Raw genomic sequence first — 17,575 nt, forward strand, 5'->3', positions numbered from 1 at the left:
AAGGGTAAAATCTTAGGTCTTTTCTCAAAGGTTAACTTGTGGTTAACAACTTTGGATCATAGACCTTCAAAATTGACCATTTTCATTGAATTTATCCCTAATTTTGTGCTCTTTATTGGATTGAACATGAACACAGAGGTTTTTGCCGCCAGACACATTGGCATCACAGAAAGAGACTTGCCCCACATGCTCGAAACCATTGGGGCGGAAAGTATGGAACAGCTCATTTATGAGACCATTCCTGACGATATCAAATTAAAGAATCCTCTGGACCTTCCCGAGGGAATCAGCGAACACGAGTTCCTGAACCATCTCCACGAGCTGGCCAAGAAAAACAAGGTATTCAAAAGCTACATAGGTTTGGGGTACCACGAATCACTGACTCCTTCCGTGATCAAGCGGAATATTTTGGAAAACCCGGGATGGTATACGGCCTATACCCCCTACCAAGCAGAGATTGCCCAAGGTAGATTGGAAGCACTTTTAAATTTCCAAACCATGGTGAGCGACCTTACCGGAATGGAACTTGCCAATGCATCCCTTTTGGATGAAAGTACCGCTGCCGCCGAAGCTATGAGCATGCTGTTCGAGGTGCGCAGCCGCCAACAAAAAAAGGATGGTGTCGTAAAATTCTTTGTTTCTGAAGAAATACTTTCACAAACCATGAGCTTATTGCAAACGCGGGCTATTCCTTTAGGTATAGCGTTGGTCGTAGGCGACCACGAAAGCTTTGACTTTTCCAATGAGTTTTATGGGGCATTGTTGCAGTACCCTGGAAAGCATGGGCAGGTAAACGATTATGCCTCCTTTGTAGAAAAAGCCAAGGCAAACGAAATTAAAGTAGCTGTTGCAGCTGATATCTTGAGTTTGGTTATGCTCACCCCTCCCGGAGAGTGGGGTGTGGATGCCGTTGTGGGAACCACCCAACGTTTTGGGATTCCCTTGGGGTATGGCGGACCACATGCCGCATTTTTTGCCACCAAAGAAGCCTATAAAAGAAATATTCCCGGCAGAATTATCGGAATCACCAAGGATACCGATGGCAATCCGGCCCTACGTATGGCGCTACAAACTAGGGAGCAGCATATAAAAAGGGACAAAGCAACTTCCAATATATGTACCGCACAGGTGCTTTTGGCCGTTATGGCCGGAATGTACGCGGTGTACCACGGACCTGATGGTTTAAAATATATTGCCGGAAAAGTTCATGACAACACCAGAAAGTTGGCCAAAACATTGGAAGCTTATGGTTTTGAACAATTGAACAATGCTTATTTTGATACTATTCAGGTAAAAGTTAAAAATATCAAGCGACTTAAGGAGGTAGCAGAAAGCAAGAGCATCAACCTGTATTATATTGATGACACCAAGGTTTCCATCTCCTTGAACGAAGCAGTTTCGGAAACAGATTTAAACACACTGGTCTCCTGCTTCTTGACATCGCACGACTTAGACACAAAATCCTCAGGAGAAGTCGAATTAGATGAAGCTATTCCGTTCAACCTGCAAAGAAAAGCTCCATTTATGGAGCATGAGGTATTCAATTCCTATCATTCAGAAACGGAGTTGATGCGTTATATCAAAAAATTGGAGCGCAAAGATTTGGCATTGAACCACTCCATGATCTCCTTGGGCAGCTGTACCATGAAGTTGAATGCTGCTTCGGAAATGCTGCCGTTAAGTTGGCCGGAATGGGGCAACATTCACCCATTTGCACCGGTTGACCAAGCGGAGGGGTACCACGTGGTCCTAAAATCACTGGAAGAACAATTAAACGTGATTACTGGTTTTTCCGCCACTTCCCTACAACCCAACTCAGGGGCACAAGGAGAATATGCCGGACTTATGGTTATCCGGGCCTATCACGAATCACGGGGCGAATCGCATCGAAATATATGCTTGATTCCAGCTTCGGCACACGGAACCAATCCAGCTTCGGCAGTAATGGCGGGCATGAAGGTAGTCGTGACCAAAACCGATGACAATGGAAATATCGATATAGCCGATTTGCAAGAAAAAGTGGAGAAGCACGCAGAAAATTTAGCGGCATTGATGGTTACCTACCCTTCGACCCATGGCGTTTTTGAATCATCCATAAAACAAATCACAAAACTCATTCACGATAATGGTGGTCAAGTATATATGGATGGCGCCAACATGAACGCTCAAGTTGGGCTAACAAACCCTGCAACAATAGGTGCAGATGTTTGCCATTTGAACCTTCACAAAACATTTGCCATTCCACATGGTGGTGGTGGCCCGGGAGTTGGGCCCATTTGTGTCGCCGAACAATTAAAACCATTCTTGCCAACAAACCCTGTCATCGAAACAGGGGGCAAAGAAGCCATTACCGCTATTTCAGCTGCACCGTGGGGAAGTTCTTTGGTTTGTTTGATTTCTTACGGATATATAAAAATGTTGGGGACGGGAGGACTTACCAAAGCCACAGAAGCGGCTATTCTTAATGCCAACTACATCAAAGACCGCTTAAAGGGCAAGTTTGATGTGCTTTATACCGGGGAGCGCGGACGAGCTGCCCACGAAATGATCATTGATTGCAGACCCTTTAAGGCTAATGGTATCGAGGTGACGGATATAGCCAAACGCCTTATTGATTATGGCTTCCACGCACCTACGGTTTCGTTTCCGGTGGCTGGCACTATGATGATAGAGCCAACGGAAAGTGAAAGCCTTGCCGAGCTGGACCGATTCTGCAATGCACTGTTATCCATTCGTGAGGAAATTGATGAAGCTTCGGCAGAGGAAGCGGACAACGTACTGAAAAATGCTCCACATACATTGGGCATGCTTACCAGCGACACTTGGAGTCACCCTTATAGTAGGGAAAAAGCGGCGTTCCCATTGCCTTATGTGGCAGAAAACAAGTTTTGGCCAACAATTAGAAGAACTGATGAAGCGTTTGGGGATCGTAATTTGATGTGCACCTGTGCACCAATTGAAGATTATATAGAAGCCTAAGAACCACTATAAACATTGAAGAAAAGCCTTGATTCCAAAATTATATCAAGGCTTTTTTCGTATCCCGCAATATATAAGGTATCTTTTGGATATTGTAAATTATACTATGCATGCATAGTATAAGATATTGAATACCTTAACTTGTATGGATCAAAAACCTCTGGATAAATGAAAATTGGCATAACAGGCACCGGAAGCCACATCCCTTCCATAATTACCAAAAACGAAGATTTTTTGAATCATAAGTTCATGGAGACCGATGGATCTGTTTTTGAACAGCAGAACAACGTGATCATTGAAAAATTCGAGGCCATAACCGGTATAGTCAATAGGAGATATGCCAAACCCGACCTTAAAACATCCGACATTGGTTTTTTGGCGGCAGAAGAGGCCATTTCAAATGCGGGGATTGATAAAGAAGAACTGGATTACATCATATTCGCGCATAATTTTGGAGACCTTACACCTGGAAAAATTCAAGGTGACACCTTACCGAGTTTGGCTACTCGGGTAAAGCATTTGCTGCGGATTAAAAACCCAAAGTGCGTGGCCTATGATCTTATTTTTGGTTGCCCGGGATGGATTGAAGGCATGATTCAGGCCAAGGCATTTATCCAAAGTGGAATGGCCAAAAAGTGTTTGGTGATTGGAGGGGAAACCCTTTCCAGAGTGGTAGACCACCATGATCGGGACAGTATGATCTTTTCTGATGGAGCTGGAGCCACAGTTGTAGAGGCCAATACATCAAACGGTGAAATATTGTCCCATGCATCGGAAACCTACGCCAATGAAGAAGCGTACTATCTTTACTTTGACAAATCAAACAGTCCCTCAGCTTCCAAGGACACACGTTATATTAAAATGCAAGGCAGAAAAATCTATGAGTTCGCCTGCATCAACGTGCCCAAGGCCATGGCTTCCTGTTTGGACGGCAGTGGTGTTGGTATCGATGATGTAAAAAAGATTTTTATCCATCAAGCCAATGAAAAAATGGACGAGGCCATCATCAAACGTTTCTATAAAATCTACGGTAAATCAGTCCCTGAAAATATTATGCCCATGAGCATTCAGGATTTAGGAAATAGTTCCGTAGCTACGGTACCTACCTTGTATGATATGGTCCTTAAAGGAAAATTACCGGGACATGAAGTAAAAAAGGGAGACGTTGTTATATTTGCAAGTGTTGGTGCCGGAATGAACATCAATGCCATTGTTTACAGATATTAAAATGCTTGGAAACAAGTTCAAGTATCGGGCATCAGACTCAAGCATCAAGTTCCAAATTCCAAAAACCAAAAACAGGAGTTACTACATACTGCTGACTGCGTACTGCACACCAACTCCCAACTAAAAAAATAACATTAAAACTAATTTGGGATATGTGGTTTGTTTTTTGGAATTTTAGCCCATGTACGAAAACAACTTTCCCAACAAACGCTACAAGCATACTTTAGCATTTCTGCAAAAACATATCAATACTTCGGAATCCATTTTGGACCTAGGGGTGGAAAATCCCTTTTCGGAAATTATGAAATCCAATGGGTACCAGGTAAAAAACACTTCAGGTGAGGATTTGGACGTAGATTTTCAAAATGCCGCCCAAACGGATGTTGATGTAGTGACCGCTTTTGAAATATTTGAACATTTGGTGGCTCCCTTTAACGTACTTAAGGAAATTAAAGCCGAAAAATTGGTGGCTAGCATTCCCATGCGATTATGGTTTTCACCGGCATACCGCAGTAAAACAGATCCTTGGGACCGCCATTATCACGAGTTCGAGGATTGGCAATTCGATTGGCTTTTGGAAAAAGCGGGCTGGACGATAAAAGATACGGCCAAATGGACAAATCCTACTAAAAAAATAGGCATACGCCCCATACTCAGATACTTTACCAATAGGTATTATATTGTTTACGCTGAACGGGAAACATAGGGTCACAAATTCAGTTTCAAGTTCAAGTGCAAGAACATAGAGAAGAGAAACAAGAGCCATGAATCAAGACACAAGACCTCGTGCATCTTACGGATATCTGACTTCCAACAATTTCAAGTGCAAGAGCCAAGTTCAAACTCAAACATCTGACATCTGACATCCGACTCCTAAAACTAAACAAAACTTCTTTGGGATAAGTGACCATATTTTTGGAATTTTAGCACATGCGAATCAGTATTGTTATTCCTGCTCACAATGAAGCATCCTACTTAAAGGGTTGCTTGGATTCTTTTGTGGCACAAACCTACTTGCCCAACGAGCTTATAGTGGTGGATGACAATTCTTCCGATGATACTTTTAAAATTGCGAAAAGCTATGCCCAAAAGTATGATTGGATCAAAGCGCTTCAACGTAAATCTATTGATGAGCATATTCCCGGGAAAAAAGTAGTGGATACTTTTAATTATGGATTGAAACATACAACGGAATATGACCTCATTGGAAAGTTTGATGCAGATATTATCTTACCCAACAACTATTTTGAGGATATCGTCAATAAATTTCAAGCCAATTGGAAACTCGGGATGTGCTCAGGGCTCCTCTTCATCAAAAAAGGAAACGATTGGGTGTATGAAAACATTGCGGACAAATCCCATATCCGTGGGCCTATAAAACTATACCACAAGGCGTGCTTCAATAAAATTGAGGGATTGCGCCCAGGAGTGGGCTGGGACACCGTGGATGTCCTTTTGGCCAAATATCACGATTTTGACCACTTAACACTCCCTGAGCTGCAAGTGAAGCACCTTCGCCCTACCGGACATGGGTATAGTTCTAAAAGTTATCAAACCAAAGGTGAAGCATTGTACAAAATGCGCTATGGAATTATCCTTGCCAAAATAGCCGCCCTTAAGATGGCTTGGCAAGCCAAAAGTATTAGCTTATACCTCCAAGCCGTTTTTGGCTACCTAAAAGCATTTTTTCGGCAACAACCAAAATATGTTACCAAAAAAGAAGGGAAGTTTATTCGATTTTTTCGTTGGAAGGGGATTTTATCCAAGATTTAATTTTTTCCAAAAAAACTGAGAATCATATTTTCACAAGTCCTTTTTATTGGATGTCCGTAATGGGTCATAATATCACTAACCCTGAACTTGATTCAGGGTCACATAAAGATGCTCATATTTAGCAGGATGAGATGTTGAAACAAGTTCAACATGACGCCCAAAACACCCATTATGACATTAAATGGATAATCAGGTTCTTTTTTGTAAAAAAAAAGGAATACACCTACATCTTTCCGATAATTAAATTACAGCTTCTATCATAGATGGTTCTTCGTCAATTCAAAACAGCCATCCGTCAATTCATAGACTTTCACAGACAACTCTGTGGTTAACTTTATAGGACGAACAATCCCTCGGTGTAAAACCCCAACATCAAAAAGGATTCATAAATCAGATTAGAATATGAAACCTTACCTACGATTCCATTCAACATTGCTCCTCACTCTTCTTGCTGCTTTTTGGGTAAATACCTTATTGGCACAAATTCCTGGAGAAAGTTATTTTGATGATAAGGGTTACATTGAATATATAGCAGGCGATTATCCTTTGATAATTTCTGTACCTCATGGAGGATATGAAATACCCAATGACATTGCCGATAGGGACTGCGATGGTTGTGTCTACACGCATGACTCTTTTACCCAAGAAATCGGAAGGAGCATTACACAATATTTTTTTAATGAAACAGGACATTATCCCCATGTCATCATTAGTTTATTGGATAGAACCAAACTGGACCCTAATCGTCCTATTGAGGAAGGTGCTGATGGCGACCCTCTTGGAGAAGAGGCTTGGACAAACTACCATAATTTTATAGAAGATGCCAAAACAAAAATTATCCAAGATTTTGGAAGAGGACTTCTTATTGATCTTCATGGTCATGGACATCCAATTCAGCGCATTGAATTGGGGTATATTTTAACCCATAACGACCTAAATGAGACCGATGAAACACTGAACACTCCGTTTCATATTAATAGAAACAGTACCAAAAATTTGGTCAATGATAACGTCCTAAATCTTACACATGCCGAATTGGTGCGGGGTCCCTTAAGCTTTGGTGCGCTCATCCACAATAAGGGATACCCAGCAGTTCCAAGTCCGGCCGACCCGTATCCAGAGTTTGGTGACCCCTATTTTAACGGAGGGCAAATTGTATATGATCATGGAGCATTTTTCAGTAATGATTTTGACGCCTTCCAAATTGAAGCTAATCAAGATATTCGAATAAATGGAGGAGAGTCCGTAAGAGAAGAATTTTCAGAGCTATGCGCAATCACTATTAAAGAATATCTGGCCCTTCACTATGGCATTGGAATCATAGATTTTGATGAAGATGGAACTATGTCAGATGTGGATTGTGATGATCTCAATGCCGACGTTAATCCAAATGTAGAAGAAATTCCGTACAACGGCATCGATGATGACTGCGACCCCGACACTCTGGACGATGACCTTGACCAGGACGGGTTCAACAATGCGGAGGATTGCGATGACTCAAATGCAAGTATCAACCCGGATGCGGGGGAAATCCCGCACAACGGCATCGATGATGACTGCGACCCCGACACTCTGGACGACGACCTAGATGGCGACGGGTTCAACGACGCAGAGGATTGCGATGACAGCGAAGCAAGTATCAATCCGGAAGCGGGGGAAATTACGTACAACGGCATCGATGATGATTGCAATCCTGCAACCTTGGACGATGACCTCGACCAAGACGGGTTCAACAAAGCGGAGGACTGTGATGACAGCGACCCGAACATCAACCCGGATGCGGAGGAAATCCCATACAACGGCATAGACGATGACTGCGACCCAGCTACTTTGGATGACGACCTCGACCAGGATGGGTTCAACAATGCGGAGGACTGCGATGATAGCAATGCCAGCATCAAACCGGATGCGGAGGAAATCCCGTACAATGGCATCGATGATGACTGCGACCCCGACACTCTGGACGATGACCTAGATGGCGACGGGTTCAACAGTGCAGAGGACTGCGATGACAGCGATGCAAGCATCAACCCGGATGCGGGGGAAATTCCGTACAATGGCATAGACGACGACTGCGACCCCGACACTCTGGACGATGACCTAGATGGCGACGGGTTCAACAATGCGGAGGACTGCGATGACAGCGAAGCAAGCATCAACCCGGATGCGGGGGAAATCCCGTACAACGGCATCGATGACGACTGCGACCCTGACACTCTGGACGACGACCTCGACCAGGATGGGTTCAACAATGCGGAGGACTGCGATGACAGCGACCCGAACATCAACCCGGATGCGGGGGAAATCCCGTACAATGGCATCGATGATGACTGCGACCCCGACACTCTGGACGATGACCTAGATGGCGACGGGTTCAACAGTGCGGAGGACTGCGATGACAGCGAAGCAAGCATCAACCCGGATGCGGAGGAGATTCCGTACAACGGCATAGACGATGACTGCGACCCCGACACTCTGGACGACGACCTCGACCAGGATGGGTTCAACAATGGGGAGGACTGCGATGACTCAAATGCAAGCATCAACCCCGATGCGGGGGAAATTCCGTACAATGGCATCGATGACGACTGCGACCCTGACAATCTGGATGATGACCTCGATGGCGACGGGTTCAACAATGCGGAGGACTGCGATGACAGCGAAGCAAGCATCAACCCGGATGCGGGGGAAATCCCGTACAATGGCATCGATGATGACTGCGACCCCGACACTCTGGACGATGACCTAGATGGCGACGGGTTCAACAATGCAGAGGACTGCGATGATAGCGACGCAAGTATCAACCCGGATGCGGAAGAGATTTTAGATAACCAAATCGATGAAAATTGTGATGGCACTATAGCGGTCACATCCTCATCGGAGCCTGAGCCTGAGCCTGAGCCTGAGCCTGAGCCTGAGCCTGAGCCTGAGCAAAAAACGCAAGATTATTTGATAATATATCCAAATCCAGCCAATCAGGTCATTCACATTGAAAAAACTGATAAAAACAACTTCAAAATTGAAATCTTTGATGTGAACAATCGGCTTGTCCTAAGCAATCATGATTTAACTACTTTAGATGTATCACACCTATCTAGCGGAATGTATTTTTTAATTTACCATGATTTGGAAACTGGAAAAAAAGTTGTCAAAAAATGGATAGTCTCAAAATGATTCCTATTCAAACTCCAAGACCTCCCCGATAGGCTGCCCTGTTGCCCCATTTGGGAATGCAATGCCCAGCAAAGCTGCAATGGTGGGGGCAATATCAGGAATTTCGGTACGGTTTACCGTGCTACCTTGTTTAATGCCCTTTCCGTAGAGCAACAAGGGTACATGTGTATCGTAAATTTGCGCAGAACCATGCGTAGAACCAGTTCGGCTATAAGAAATATATCCCACGTTGGGAACAATCAAAACGTCCCCCGATCGCTTTTGGTTATAGCCGTTTTGTAATATATACGGGATTCCTTTGGAATACTCGTTCTCCCACATTTGATAACCGGTGTAAACCTGGCCTATACCTTCATAAGACAATAGTTCTTTGGCAATATCCTCTTGCGCATCATCAAGGTCAATATCCAAGTTGGCCAAGATTTTATGGTCCAAAAACAATTGGTAATTGGAAAGCTCACGAACAACATCGGTTGTACCGTATTTGTACTGAAGAAACTCTGCAAACTTTGTTTGCATATCCCCCATATCCAAGTAACCTGCAGGAATTTTGGAGTCCATCAAATACGAAGGTACATGGATAGCTGCGTGATCTGCAGTTAAGAAAACAGTGTATTCGCCCTCACCCACTTTATTATCCAAGGTGGAAAAAATTCGGGCCAAATCTTGATCAAGTCTTATGTAAGTATCTTCTACTTCCTTGGAATTTACCCCGTAAAAGTGGCCCACATAATCGGTGCTGGAAAAACTAATGGCCAAGAAATCCGTGATGATATCGGCTCCTAAATCCTCGCCTTCCAAAGCAGCCAAAGCAAAATCTGCTGTAATACTGTTCCCAAAAGGGCTTCTTCTGATCAAATCGAACTGACCATTCTGCTCCCATATAGCGGGTAAATCATGCGGGAAAGTATTGCTGCTTTCTCCTTTTTGTAAACCTTCATAATTATTCACATCCAAACCACTCTCCACATAGGTTTCTATTGGTTTAAGGGTGTTCCATGTTTTTTTATAGGCTTCAACTTTATCCGAAGCATTAAAATCCGCTACCCATTGTGGCAATTCATCCATATAATAGGAACTGGTAATCCAGTTCCCTGTTTCACCGCCCTCAAACCAATAGGCGGCATTGGCCGCGTGACCTGCAGGTAACACTGCCCCTCTATCTTTTAATGCCACGCCGATTACTTTTCCCCTTTTTTGGGTATGTAAACGCAACTGATCCGTAATGGTGGTAGTAAGCATACGGTGTGGAGACATTTGGCCAGCATCCGATGTAGTTCCTACAGAAGTATAAGTATCATCTCCAGCACAATATACATCTTCACCAGACTCTTTATCGAACCAATTATTACCAATTATACCGTGCATGGAAGGTGTTGTACCTGAATAAACCGAGGCATGTCCAGGCCCTGTACTGGTAGGCGCATAATTAAAATGATTATTTTTACAATTAAAGCCTTCATTCACCAATCTTTTAAAACCGTCTTCGCCGTATTGATTCCAAAAACGGGTCAGGTAATCGTACCGCATTTGATCCACCACTATACCCACAACCAATTTAGGTGTCTGGGCAATGGGTACTGGTTCTGACTCCGCATTGTTCTTTTTTCTACGCTGACCATAGGTAAAACTGATCATGCACAATGCTAATATTGAAACTATAAGATTGGTTGTTTTCATACTTAGGTTTTAATCAAATAATGACAAAACTATTGATTTCTCTTGTTTAAAAATTTAAATGAAGGTTAAATGCTGCACAATATTCTTATTTTTATGATCTCAAGTCCAAAAAACGCATGAAATACCTAGAAGCGATTGGGAAATACTTTATCATGATTTGGGAAGTATTTAAAAAACCTACCAAGTGGCGAATCATGAAAACCTTGATCTTCAAGGAAATTGACGAGCTGATTTATGGCGCCATGGGTATTATTATATTTATCTCCTTTTTTATTGGAGGCGTGGTCACCATACAAACAGCACTAAACCTAACCAATCCCCTTTTACCAAAAAGTCTTATTGGTTTTGCAGCACGGCAATCCGTGATATTGGAGTTTGCACCAACCTTTACCTCCATTATTATGGCAGGAAAGGTGGGGTCCTATATTACTTCGAGTATTGGTACCATGAGGGTTACCGAACAAATCGACGCCCTTGAGGTAATGGGGGTCAACTCCTTGAACTATTTGGTTTTTCCGAAGATAGTGGCGACCATGTTGTATCCTTTTGCAGTTGCAATTTCTATGTTTGTGGGTATTCTAGGCGGTTGGGTGGCCGCCGTTTTCGGCGGGTTTGCTCCAAGCGGTGATTTTATTCAGGGACTACAAATGGATTTTGATGCTTACCACGTAACATACGCCCTTATAAAATCGGTAGTTTTTGCCTTTGTAATCGCCACGGTTCCCTCCTACCATGGGTTTTATATGACTGGCGGGGCTTTGGATGTAGGTAAGGCCAGTACCACATCATTTGTTTGGACGAGTGTTGTCATTATTATTGTGAATTACATTTTAACGCAATTGTTATTGGGCTAATGATCGAGGTAGAGAACATACATAAATCGTTTGGGGAGAATCACGTTCTAAAAGGGATTTCCGCAATCTTTGACAAGGGCAAGACCAACCTGATCATTGGGCAAAGTGGTTCCGGGAAAACTGTTTTCCTAAAATGTCTATTGGGGCTTTTTGAACCAGATGAAGGAAATATTTGCTACAATGGACGTTTCTATTCCAAACTTTCGGGAAAAGAGAAGAGAAACTTACGTCAAGAAATGGGGATGGTATTTCAAGGAAGCGCCCTCTTTGATTCCATGACCGTCGAAGAAAATGTGATGTTCCCTTTGGATATGTTCACCACCCAATCACAATCGGAGAAGCAGGATCGTGTTGACTTTGTTTTAAAGCGAGTCAACCTAGTGGATGCTCACAAAAGGTATCCAGCAGAAATCTCTGGAGGGATGCAAAAACGGGTTGCCATTGCGAGAGCGATTGTTATGAATCCTAAATACTTGTTTTGCGATGAGCCCAACTCTGGGCTTGATCCCAAAACGGCCATTTTGATTGACAACCTTATTCACGAGATTACCCAGGAGTACGACATTACCACGGTAATAAACACCCACGATATGAACTCTGTAATGGAGATTGGGGAGAAAATCATTTTCCTTAAAAATGGGTTTAAGGAGTGGGAAGGAACCAACAAAGAAATCTTTAAAACGGATAACGAGGCCGTAACCGATTTTGTCTATTCTTCCGAGCTGTTCAAAAAGGTTCGCCAAATGTATATTGAAGAAAGGAACTGATTCCAACATCGGACATTGGAGAAACAAAAAATCACTCTACTTCTTTTATGACCAAGGTGGAGTCCTGAAGCCTCAATTTTAACCAAGCCAACATTTTTTTGGTATCTTCCTCTTTTCGACCAGAGCTTACGCCATTTTTCCAATTCACCTCAAAAACGGGAACCGTGTCCATTTTTTTAAAATCGGTTCGAACCTGGTAGGAAAACCCTAGTTCATCAATATTTTCATAGTTTACCTTGGCCTCTGCGCTAATGTCTTGGAAAGGAATCTGCCTACCAGCATTTCTGGTTAAACTGGCCAGTTCTTCTTCCAACAATCTAATTTGCTCATCCTTGTTCAACAATTCTGCTTTGTTTTTCTCGTACAACTCGTTCACATAGTTGAATTTTTCCTCGGAATCATCCTTGCCACCTTGAATAATATGCAACTCAGCATCCTTAAGTCGGTTATATTCATTTTTTTGCATTCTCCAAGTGTTGATCACATTTTCCGGCACCAATTCATCACCCATAAAAACTACTTCCACAATCGATGTTCCGTCATCCACATAATCCAGCTTGGTAAGATTGTCCACGTATCTTCCCGATCCGTCAAATTGGTAAACCTCAACGGTTTTTTGTAAAAACTCTTGTGCTTGTTTCATAAAAAGAGATTCCTGAAACACATTATAAAAAGTGAATCCAGCTGGAATCATCACCAAAATACCCGTAATGGAGGCCAAACGTGCGATAAGTCTTCTACGTTGGGAATTTGCATAGCGTACCATGGGAAACCTCAAAAACTTGATGACCAAAAAAGTGGCCAAACCAATAAATATGGTGTTAATGGTAAAAAGATACATCGCTCCCGCTGCATACCAAGGTTTACCTATGGCAAGACCAAATCCTACCGTGCATAGCGGAGGCATCAAAGCCGTTGCAATGGCCACACCAAAAATAACACTGGCAATGGTTCCCTTTTTTGCCCTTGCAATCACTAAAGCCAACCCACCAAAAAAGGCAATGAGTACATCCCTAATATCTGGTTTGGTTCGAGCCAGTAATTCCGAAGATTCATCCCGAAGCGGAAAAAGATAAAAGAACAAAAACGCTGTTATCACACTCAAAACCACCATTACGGTGAAATTCTTGAGCGATCGCCGTAACGTATCAATATCGTTTATGGCCAAAGACATGCCCATACCCAAAATGGGACCCATTAGCGGGGAAATAAGCATGGCACCGATTACCACTGCGGTCGAGTTAGCATTCAACCCAATTGATGCTATAAAAATGGAGCACACCAAAATCCACGAAGTGTGATTCTTAAAGGGAATATCCGCAATTATGGACTCTTTTGTCGCTGCAGCATCGGTATTCGATCGGATTTCCAACAGGTCAAATAAGAACTTGCGGACACTGCCCAAAAGTCCTTTGAAGTCCTTTTTTACTTCATCTCCACTTTCCTGACTCGAAGGAGAGGTGTCAATATCTTTTTTTTGTTCTTCGCTCATCTATTACGCAAACTGATCTCCAAATTTATCTTTTACCTGGTTCAGTACTTTTTTAATGTCCTGTTGTTTGTGTTTGGGATAAATTAAAAGCACTTCTTCCTTATCCACAATAATATAATCTTCCAAACCATCAACCACGACCACTTTCCCTTTTGGAGAGCGAATCATATTACCTTTGGCATCTTCCAAAAGTACTTGGGCGTTCACTACTGCATTTTGATCTTGGTCTTTATCCAATTTATCATACAGAGCACCCCAAGTTCCTAGATCGTTCCAGTCAAAAGTTGCCGGTAAAGTGTAAATGGATTTGGATTGCTCCAATATAGCATAATCGATGGATATGTTTTCTGCTTTGGCATAATTTTCTTGAATAAAGGCTTTTTCATCACTTGTGTTGTAGCAAGAAATACCTTCTCCAAACAAATCATATTGACTTGGCTGATACTTTTTAAAGGCATTCACAATGGTCTCTACACTCCACATAAATATACCTGCGTTCCACAAAAAATTACCTTGTGCCAAAAATTCTTTCGCGGTTTCATAATCTGGTTTTTCCCTGAATTGAGACACCCGTTTGAGGTTTTTGTCACTTCCCTTTTCAAATTCAATGTAACCAAAGCCAGTGTTGGGAAACGTGGGCTGGATTCCCAATGTACAAAGCGCATTTTCCTTTTCACATTTATCAAAACAGGCTATGACATCCTTTTCAAACGCAGCTTCGTCCTCAATCCAGTGATCGCTAGGAGCAACGATCATTACTGCATTCGGATTCATTTTTTGAATTTTTAAGGAAGCGTACAAAATACAGGGAGCCGTGTTTCGCATGGCTGGCTCCAGGACAACCTGATCTTGCTTTACCTTTGGTAATTGCTCCAAAACCAAATCGTTGTAACGCTCATTGGTCAGGATTAAAATATTTTCGGTGGGAATAAACCTGTTCAGGCGATCAAACGTTTTTTGAATCAAAGTTTTGCCCGTTCCCAACATATCGTGAAACTGTTTGGGATTGGATGAGGTGCTTACGGGCCAAAATCGGGACCCTACACCTCCTGCCATTAAAACTGCGTAATAATTCTTGTTCATCCTACTATCTTTTCTAATTAAAATGGTGGTTCAATAGGGGTGTCTCGGACCAACTCCACTTCTGCATTGGGCTGGAACAAATATAGTCTCCCAGTGGATAATTCCACACATTCGTACCGTTTTACTTTTTTGTTTCCTTTTTTGAACAACCTGCCATTGTACAACCTAAAAAGACTGCCCTGGGGCAATTCGTACACATAGCTGTGTTGCCTTTCTTCTTGATCAAAAGCTTTTAGCGCAATGGACAATCTGGCGTCGGTACTGCTACTTGCCTTTGGGTTTTTAAAATGGTTTGCAATAATGGGCAACAATTGCGAGGGAAACACCTCTGGCCTAATAAATGGGACCATTAAATGCTGAAAGGTACGTTTCCATTCCACGCCATGCGGTTTTATTCGACGACCATACGTTTCAAAGGCCACCAAATGCGCAATTTCGTGGACGAGCGTAATCAGAAATCGGTATTTGTTCAGGGAAGCATTTACGGTAATTTGATGCAATCCATTGGGCAATCTGCGGTAATCTCCATGCCTTGTAACCCGATGGTTCACAATTTTTAAGTGCACCCCATGGGTTTTGATCAATTCAAAACAGGGAGCCACGGCAAGCTCGGGAAGGTATTTTTGGAGGGTATTGTTCACTTGGATAAAGTTACAAGTTTATCCCTAAAATTTTAACTAACATATCTACGGAGTGCTATTACTCACTTGCAATAGCTTCCCATTGTATAGTTTTTGTCCGGTCAAGGCAAAATCCTTGATGTATGCAGCCATTTCCAAGGCGGTAACCGGAGCTTTATACCCAGGAAATGCTTCTTCCAGCATTTCTGTTTGCACCGCACCCAAAGCCAGTACGTTAAAGCTTGGTCCGGTTTCCTTGTATTCTTCGGCCAAAAGTTCGGTAAGGGTAATAACGGCTCCCTTACTGGAACTATAGGCGGACAGCCCGGGAAACTTCATACTGCCTTGTACCCCGCCCATTGAACTGACGGTTACCACATGTCCTTCTTGACCCATCATAGGGAGTACGGTCTTGGTCATTTCAGCCACACCGAACACATTTACTTTGTAAACATTTTCAAACTCTTGCGCCGTGGTTTCTGAAAAAGGCTTGTTGAGCAAGCTGCCTGCATTGTTGATAAGAACATCCACCACATGCCATTGTTCCAAAAAATCATTTAACTTTTCAAAATCTGTTGGGTTTCCCAAGTCAAAAGAAAAGGAATACACATTAGGCAAATTAAGGTTTTTCACAGGCTCTTCATTCCTTGATAAGGCCAAAACTTGATGTCCTTCCCTAGCAAAGAGCTTGACAAGTTCAAAACCAATTCCCCTACTTGTTCCTGTGATAATAATATTCGCCATAATAAATTGTATTGATTGTCATTCCTGCACTTCATTTTATTCAGCATAAACTCCAGCAGGAATCTGTAAAAACTTTCACATCTCGACTGCGCTCGATATGACATTTTTAGACTTAATTTAACTTGATTTCTTGGTTCGGTGCATTGGCAATACTCTCTATTACCGGGATAGTTTTGTTCACCAACGTCGACATATGGCCAAAATCCATAAGGTCGGGCTCATCTCCCACTTTGTGATAGTAATTGAAGTTGGTAAAATCAAAAGTACAAAAGGTGTGGGATGGCACCCCAAATTCTTCATGAAACGGATAATTATCGGACCGTTGATACAAATTGAACTCCTTTGCCGTTGGCAGAAAACCTACCAAATTCTCTCCTGCGTACGTATTGCTGACCTCAGCCAAATTGGACATCTCGTATCCTGTGATATAAACAAAATAATCTTTTCCCTTTAAGGGAACCCCTGTCATTTCAAAGTTGAGCATGGTGTAGAGGTTCAAATCCTCCTCTTTTAATTTTTTGGCTAAATGCTTAGACCCCAACAAGCCCTTTTCCTCTGCACTGAACAAGGCAAAGATCAAGCTACGTTTATTAGTTTTTTGTGTGCCAAAATAACGGGCCATTTCCAAAACGGAAGTAGTACCGGAAGCATTATCGTTGGCACCATTGGCAATATAGTCGCCATTTTCGGGTTTTATGGTTCCTATATGATCGTAATGTGCCCCGATCAAAATATACTCATCTTTTAAGTTGGGGTCGTTCCCATCAATCATACCAACAATATTATAGGCTGGTTTTTTAAAGTTTGATAAGGTATCTCGATAGGTTTCAAAATAGGGTTTTACCCCATAAGATTTAAAATAGTTCTCGATATACATAGCGGCCATCTCAATGCCTTCACTACCTGCTTCTCGTCCTTTCATATCGTTGGAAGCCAAATAATTCATCATCTCTCCAATGCGTTCACCATCGGTAAATGTGTTGTTTGACACCTTGCCATTTGATGGTTCGTCAGGGTCAACAGTTGTGTTTTGAGGTACTTGCGAAGAACCGCAGCCTACAACAAAAATTGCCGCCAGTGTATAAAACAATGCTCTCATTATTATTGTTTTTGATTTTTTTAAAGATAAAAAAAGCATCCCGAAAAGGATGCTTGTTGATTTATGTTATTGAATGTCCCTTT

At 42.5% G+C, this 17,575-nt stretch carries 13 protein-coding genes; 7 read left to right on the plus strand and 6 right to left on the minus strand.

Annotated features, from left to right (window positions below):
• Nucleotides 1-126: 126 nt before the first annotated feature.
• The 5 genes from gcvP (at nucleotide 127) to J4E06_RS03020 (ending at nucleotide 9,153) form a co-directional block, all read left to right on the plus strand.
• The gene (gene gcvP / locus J4E06_RS03000; RefSeq protein WP_349522611.1) at nucleotides 127-2,979 is read left to right on the plus strand and encodes an aminomethyl-transferring glycine dehydrogenase; all 2,853 of its coding nucleotides are present in this window, start codon (nucleotides 127-129) and stop codon (nucleotides 2,977-2,979) included.
• Nucleotides 2,980-3,147: 168 nt separating this feature from the next.
• Nucleotides 3,148-4,206, plus strand: coding sequence for a 3-oxoacyl-ACP synthase III family protein (locus tag J4E06_RS03005; RefSeq protein WP_349522550.1), 1,059 nt, complete (start codon nucleotides 3,148-3,150; stop codon nucleotides 4,204-4,206).
• A 181-nt stretch (nucleotides 4,207-4,387) separates the two neighbouring features.
• On the plus strand, nucleotides 4,388-4,912 hold the full coding sequence (locus J4E06_RS03010; RefSeq protein ID WP_349522551.1) for a class I SAM-dependent methyltransferase: 525 nt from the start codon (nucleotides 4,388-4,390) through the stop codon (nucleotides 4,910-4,912).
• A gap of 224 nt (nucleotides 4,913-5,136) precedes the next feature.
• The gene (locus tag J4E06_RS03015) at nucleotides 5,137-5,979 is read left to right on the plus strand and encodes a glycosyltransferase family 2 protein (RefSeq protein WP_349522552.1); all 843 of its coding nucleotides are present in this window, start codon (nucleotides 5,137-5,139) and stop codon (nucleotides 5,977-5,979) included.
• 402 nt (nucleotides 5,980-6,381) lie between these two features.
• A complete protein-coding gene (locus J4E06_RS03020) occupies nucleotides 6,382-9,153 on the plus strand; it encodes a T9SS type A sorting domain-containing protein (protein ID WP_349522553.1) in 2,772 nt (923 codons plus the stop codon).
• A 3-nt stretch (nucleotides 9,154-9,156) separates the two neighbouring features.
• Here the strand turns inward: J4E06_RS03020 and pafA are convergent, their stop codons facing one another.
• Entirely contained in the window at nucleotides 9,157-10,833 is a 1,677-nt protein-coding gene (pafA, locus tag J4E06_RS03025) for an alkaline phosphatase PafA (protein WP_349522554.1), read from the minus strand.
• A gap of 116 nt (nucleotides 10,834-10,949) precedes the next feature.
• On the opposite strand from pafA, the gene J4E06_RS03030 reads away from it, so the two are divergent.
• Together J4E06_RS03030 and J4E06_RS03035 are read left to right on the plus strand one after the other, a co-directional pair.
• Nucleotides 10,950-11,687 (plus strand): MlaE family ABC transporter permease, encoded by a 738-nt coding sequence (locus J4E06_RS03030; protein ID WP_349522555.1) that lies wholly within the window; start codon nucleotides 10,950-10,952, stop codon nucleotides 11,685-11,687.
• Nucleotides 11,687-12,454, plus strand: a complete 768-nt coding sequence (locus tag J4E06_RS03035) for an ABC transporter ATP-binding protein (protein WP_349522556.1) — start codon at nucleotides 11,687-11,689, stop codon at nucleotides 12,452-12,454. The genes J4E06_RS03030 and J4E06_RS03035 overlap by 1 nt, the downstream gene beginning before the upstream one ends.
• A 31-nt stretch (nucleotides 12,455-12,485) precedes the next feature.
• Here J4E06_RS03035 and J4E06_RS03040 read toward each other — a convergent pair whose 3' ends face one another.
• From J4E06_RS03040 to J4E06_RS03060, 5 genes are all read right to left on the minus strand, one after another.
• Entirely contained in the window at nucleotides 12,486-13,946 is a 1,461-nt protein-coding gene (locus J4E06_RS03040) for a DUF389 domain-containing protein (protein ID WP_349522557.1), read from the minus strand.
• A gap of 3 nt (nucleotides 13,947-13,949) precedes the next feature.
• Nucleotides 13,950-15,029, minus strand: coding sequence for a mannose-1-phosphate guanylyltransferase (locus tag J4E06_RS03045; RefSeq protein WP_349522558.1), 1,080 nt, complete (start codon nucleotides 15,027-15,029; stop codon nucleotides 13,950-13,952).
• Nucleotides 15,030-15,046: 17 nt separating this feature from the next.
• A complete protein-coding gene (locus tag J4E06_RS03050) occupies nucleotides 15,047-15,670 on the minus strand; it encodes a SprT-like domain-containing protein (RefSeq protein ID WP_349522559.1) in 624 nt (207 codons plus the stop codon).
• Between the two features lie 45 nt (nucleotides 15,671-15,715).
• Nucleotides 15,716-16,393 (minus strand): SDR family NAD(P)-dependent oxidoreductase, encoded by a 678-nt coding sequence (locus tag J4E06_RS03055; RefSeq protein WP_349522560.1) that lies wholly within the window; start codon nucleotides 16,391-16,393, stop codon nucleotides 15,716-15,718.
• A 112-nt stretch (nucleotides 16,394-16,505) separates the two neighbouring features.
• Nucleotides 16,506-17,492 (minus strand): M28 family metallopeptidase, encoded by a 987-nt coding sequence (locus J4E06_RS03060; RefSeq protein ID WP_349522561.1) that lies wholly within the window; start codon nucleotides 17,490-17,492, stop codon nucleotides 16,506-16,508.
• Nucleotides 17,493-17,575: the final 83 nt, after the last annotated feature.

It is taken from the genome of Allomuricauda sp. NFXS6 (genome assembly GCF_040148835.1).
Taxonomy (GTDB): domain Bacteria; phylum Bacteroidota; class Bacteroidia; order Flavobacteriales; family Flavobacteriaceae; genus Flagellimonas.

What these genes read in the sequence shown, in the direction of transcription:
- J4E06_RS03055 (WP_349522560.1), bottom strand. Translation starts at nt 16,393, where the DNA reads ATGGCGAATATTATTATCACAGGAACAAGTAGGGGAATTGGTTTTGAA.
- J4E06_RS03035 (WP_349522556.1), top strand. Translation starts at nt 11,687, where the DNA reads ATGATCGAGGTAGAGAACATACATAAATCGTTTGGGGAGAATCACGTT.
- J4E06_RS03030 (WP_349522555.1), top strand. Translation starts at nt 10,950, where the DNA reads ATGAAATACCTAGAAGCGATTGGGAAATACTTTATCATGATTTGGGAA.
- J4E06_RS03060 (WP_349522561.1), bottom strand. Translation starts at nt 17,492, where the DNA reads ATGAGAGCATTGTTTTATACACTGGCGGCAATTTTTGTTGTAGGCTGC.
- pafA (WP_349522554.1), bottom strand. Translation starts at nt 10,833, where the DNA reads ATGAAAACAACCAATCTTATAGTTTCAATATTAGCATTGTGCATGATC.
- J4E06_RS03040 (WP_349522557.1), bottom strand. Translation starts at nt 13,946, where the DNA reads ATGAGCGAAGAACAAAAAAAAGATATTGACACCTCTCCTTCGAGTCAG.
- J4E06_RS03045 (WP_349522558.1), bottom strand. Translation starts at nt 15,029, where the DNA reads ATGAACAAGAATTATTACGCAGTTTTAATGGCAGGAGGTGTAGGGTCC.
- J4E06_RS03015 (WP_349522552.1), top strand. Translation starts at nt 5,137, where the DNA reads ATGCGAATCAGTATTGTTATTCCTGCTCACAATGAAGCATCCTACTTA.
- gcvP (WP_349522611.1), top strand. Translation starts at nt 127, where the DNA reads ATGAACACAGAGGTTTTTGCCGCCAGACACATTGGCATCACAGAAAGA.
- J4E06_RS03020 (WP_349522553.1), top strand. Translation starts at nt 6,382, where the DNA reads ATGAAACCTTACCTACGATTCCATTCAACATTGCTCCTCACTCTTCTT.
- J4E06_RS03005 (WP_349522550.1), top strand. Translation starts at nt 3,148, where the DNA reads ATGAAAATTGGCATAACAGGCACCGGAAGCCACATCCCTTCCATAATT.
- J4E06_RS03010 (WP_349522551.1), top strand. Translation starts at nt 4,388, where the DNA reads ATGTACGAAAACAACTTTCCCAACAAACGCTACAAGCATACTTTAGCA.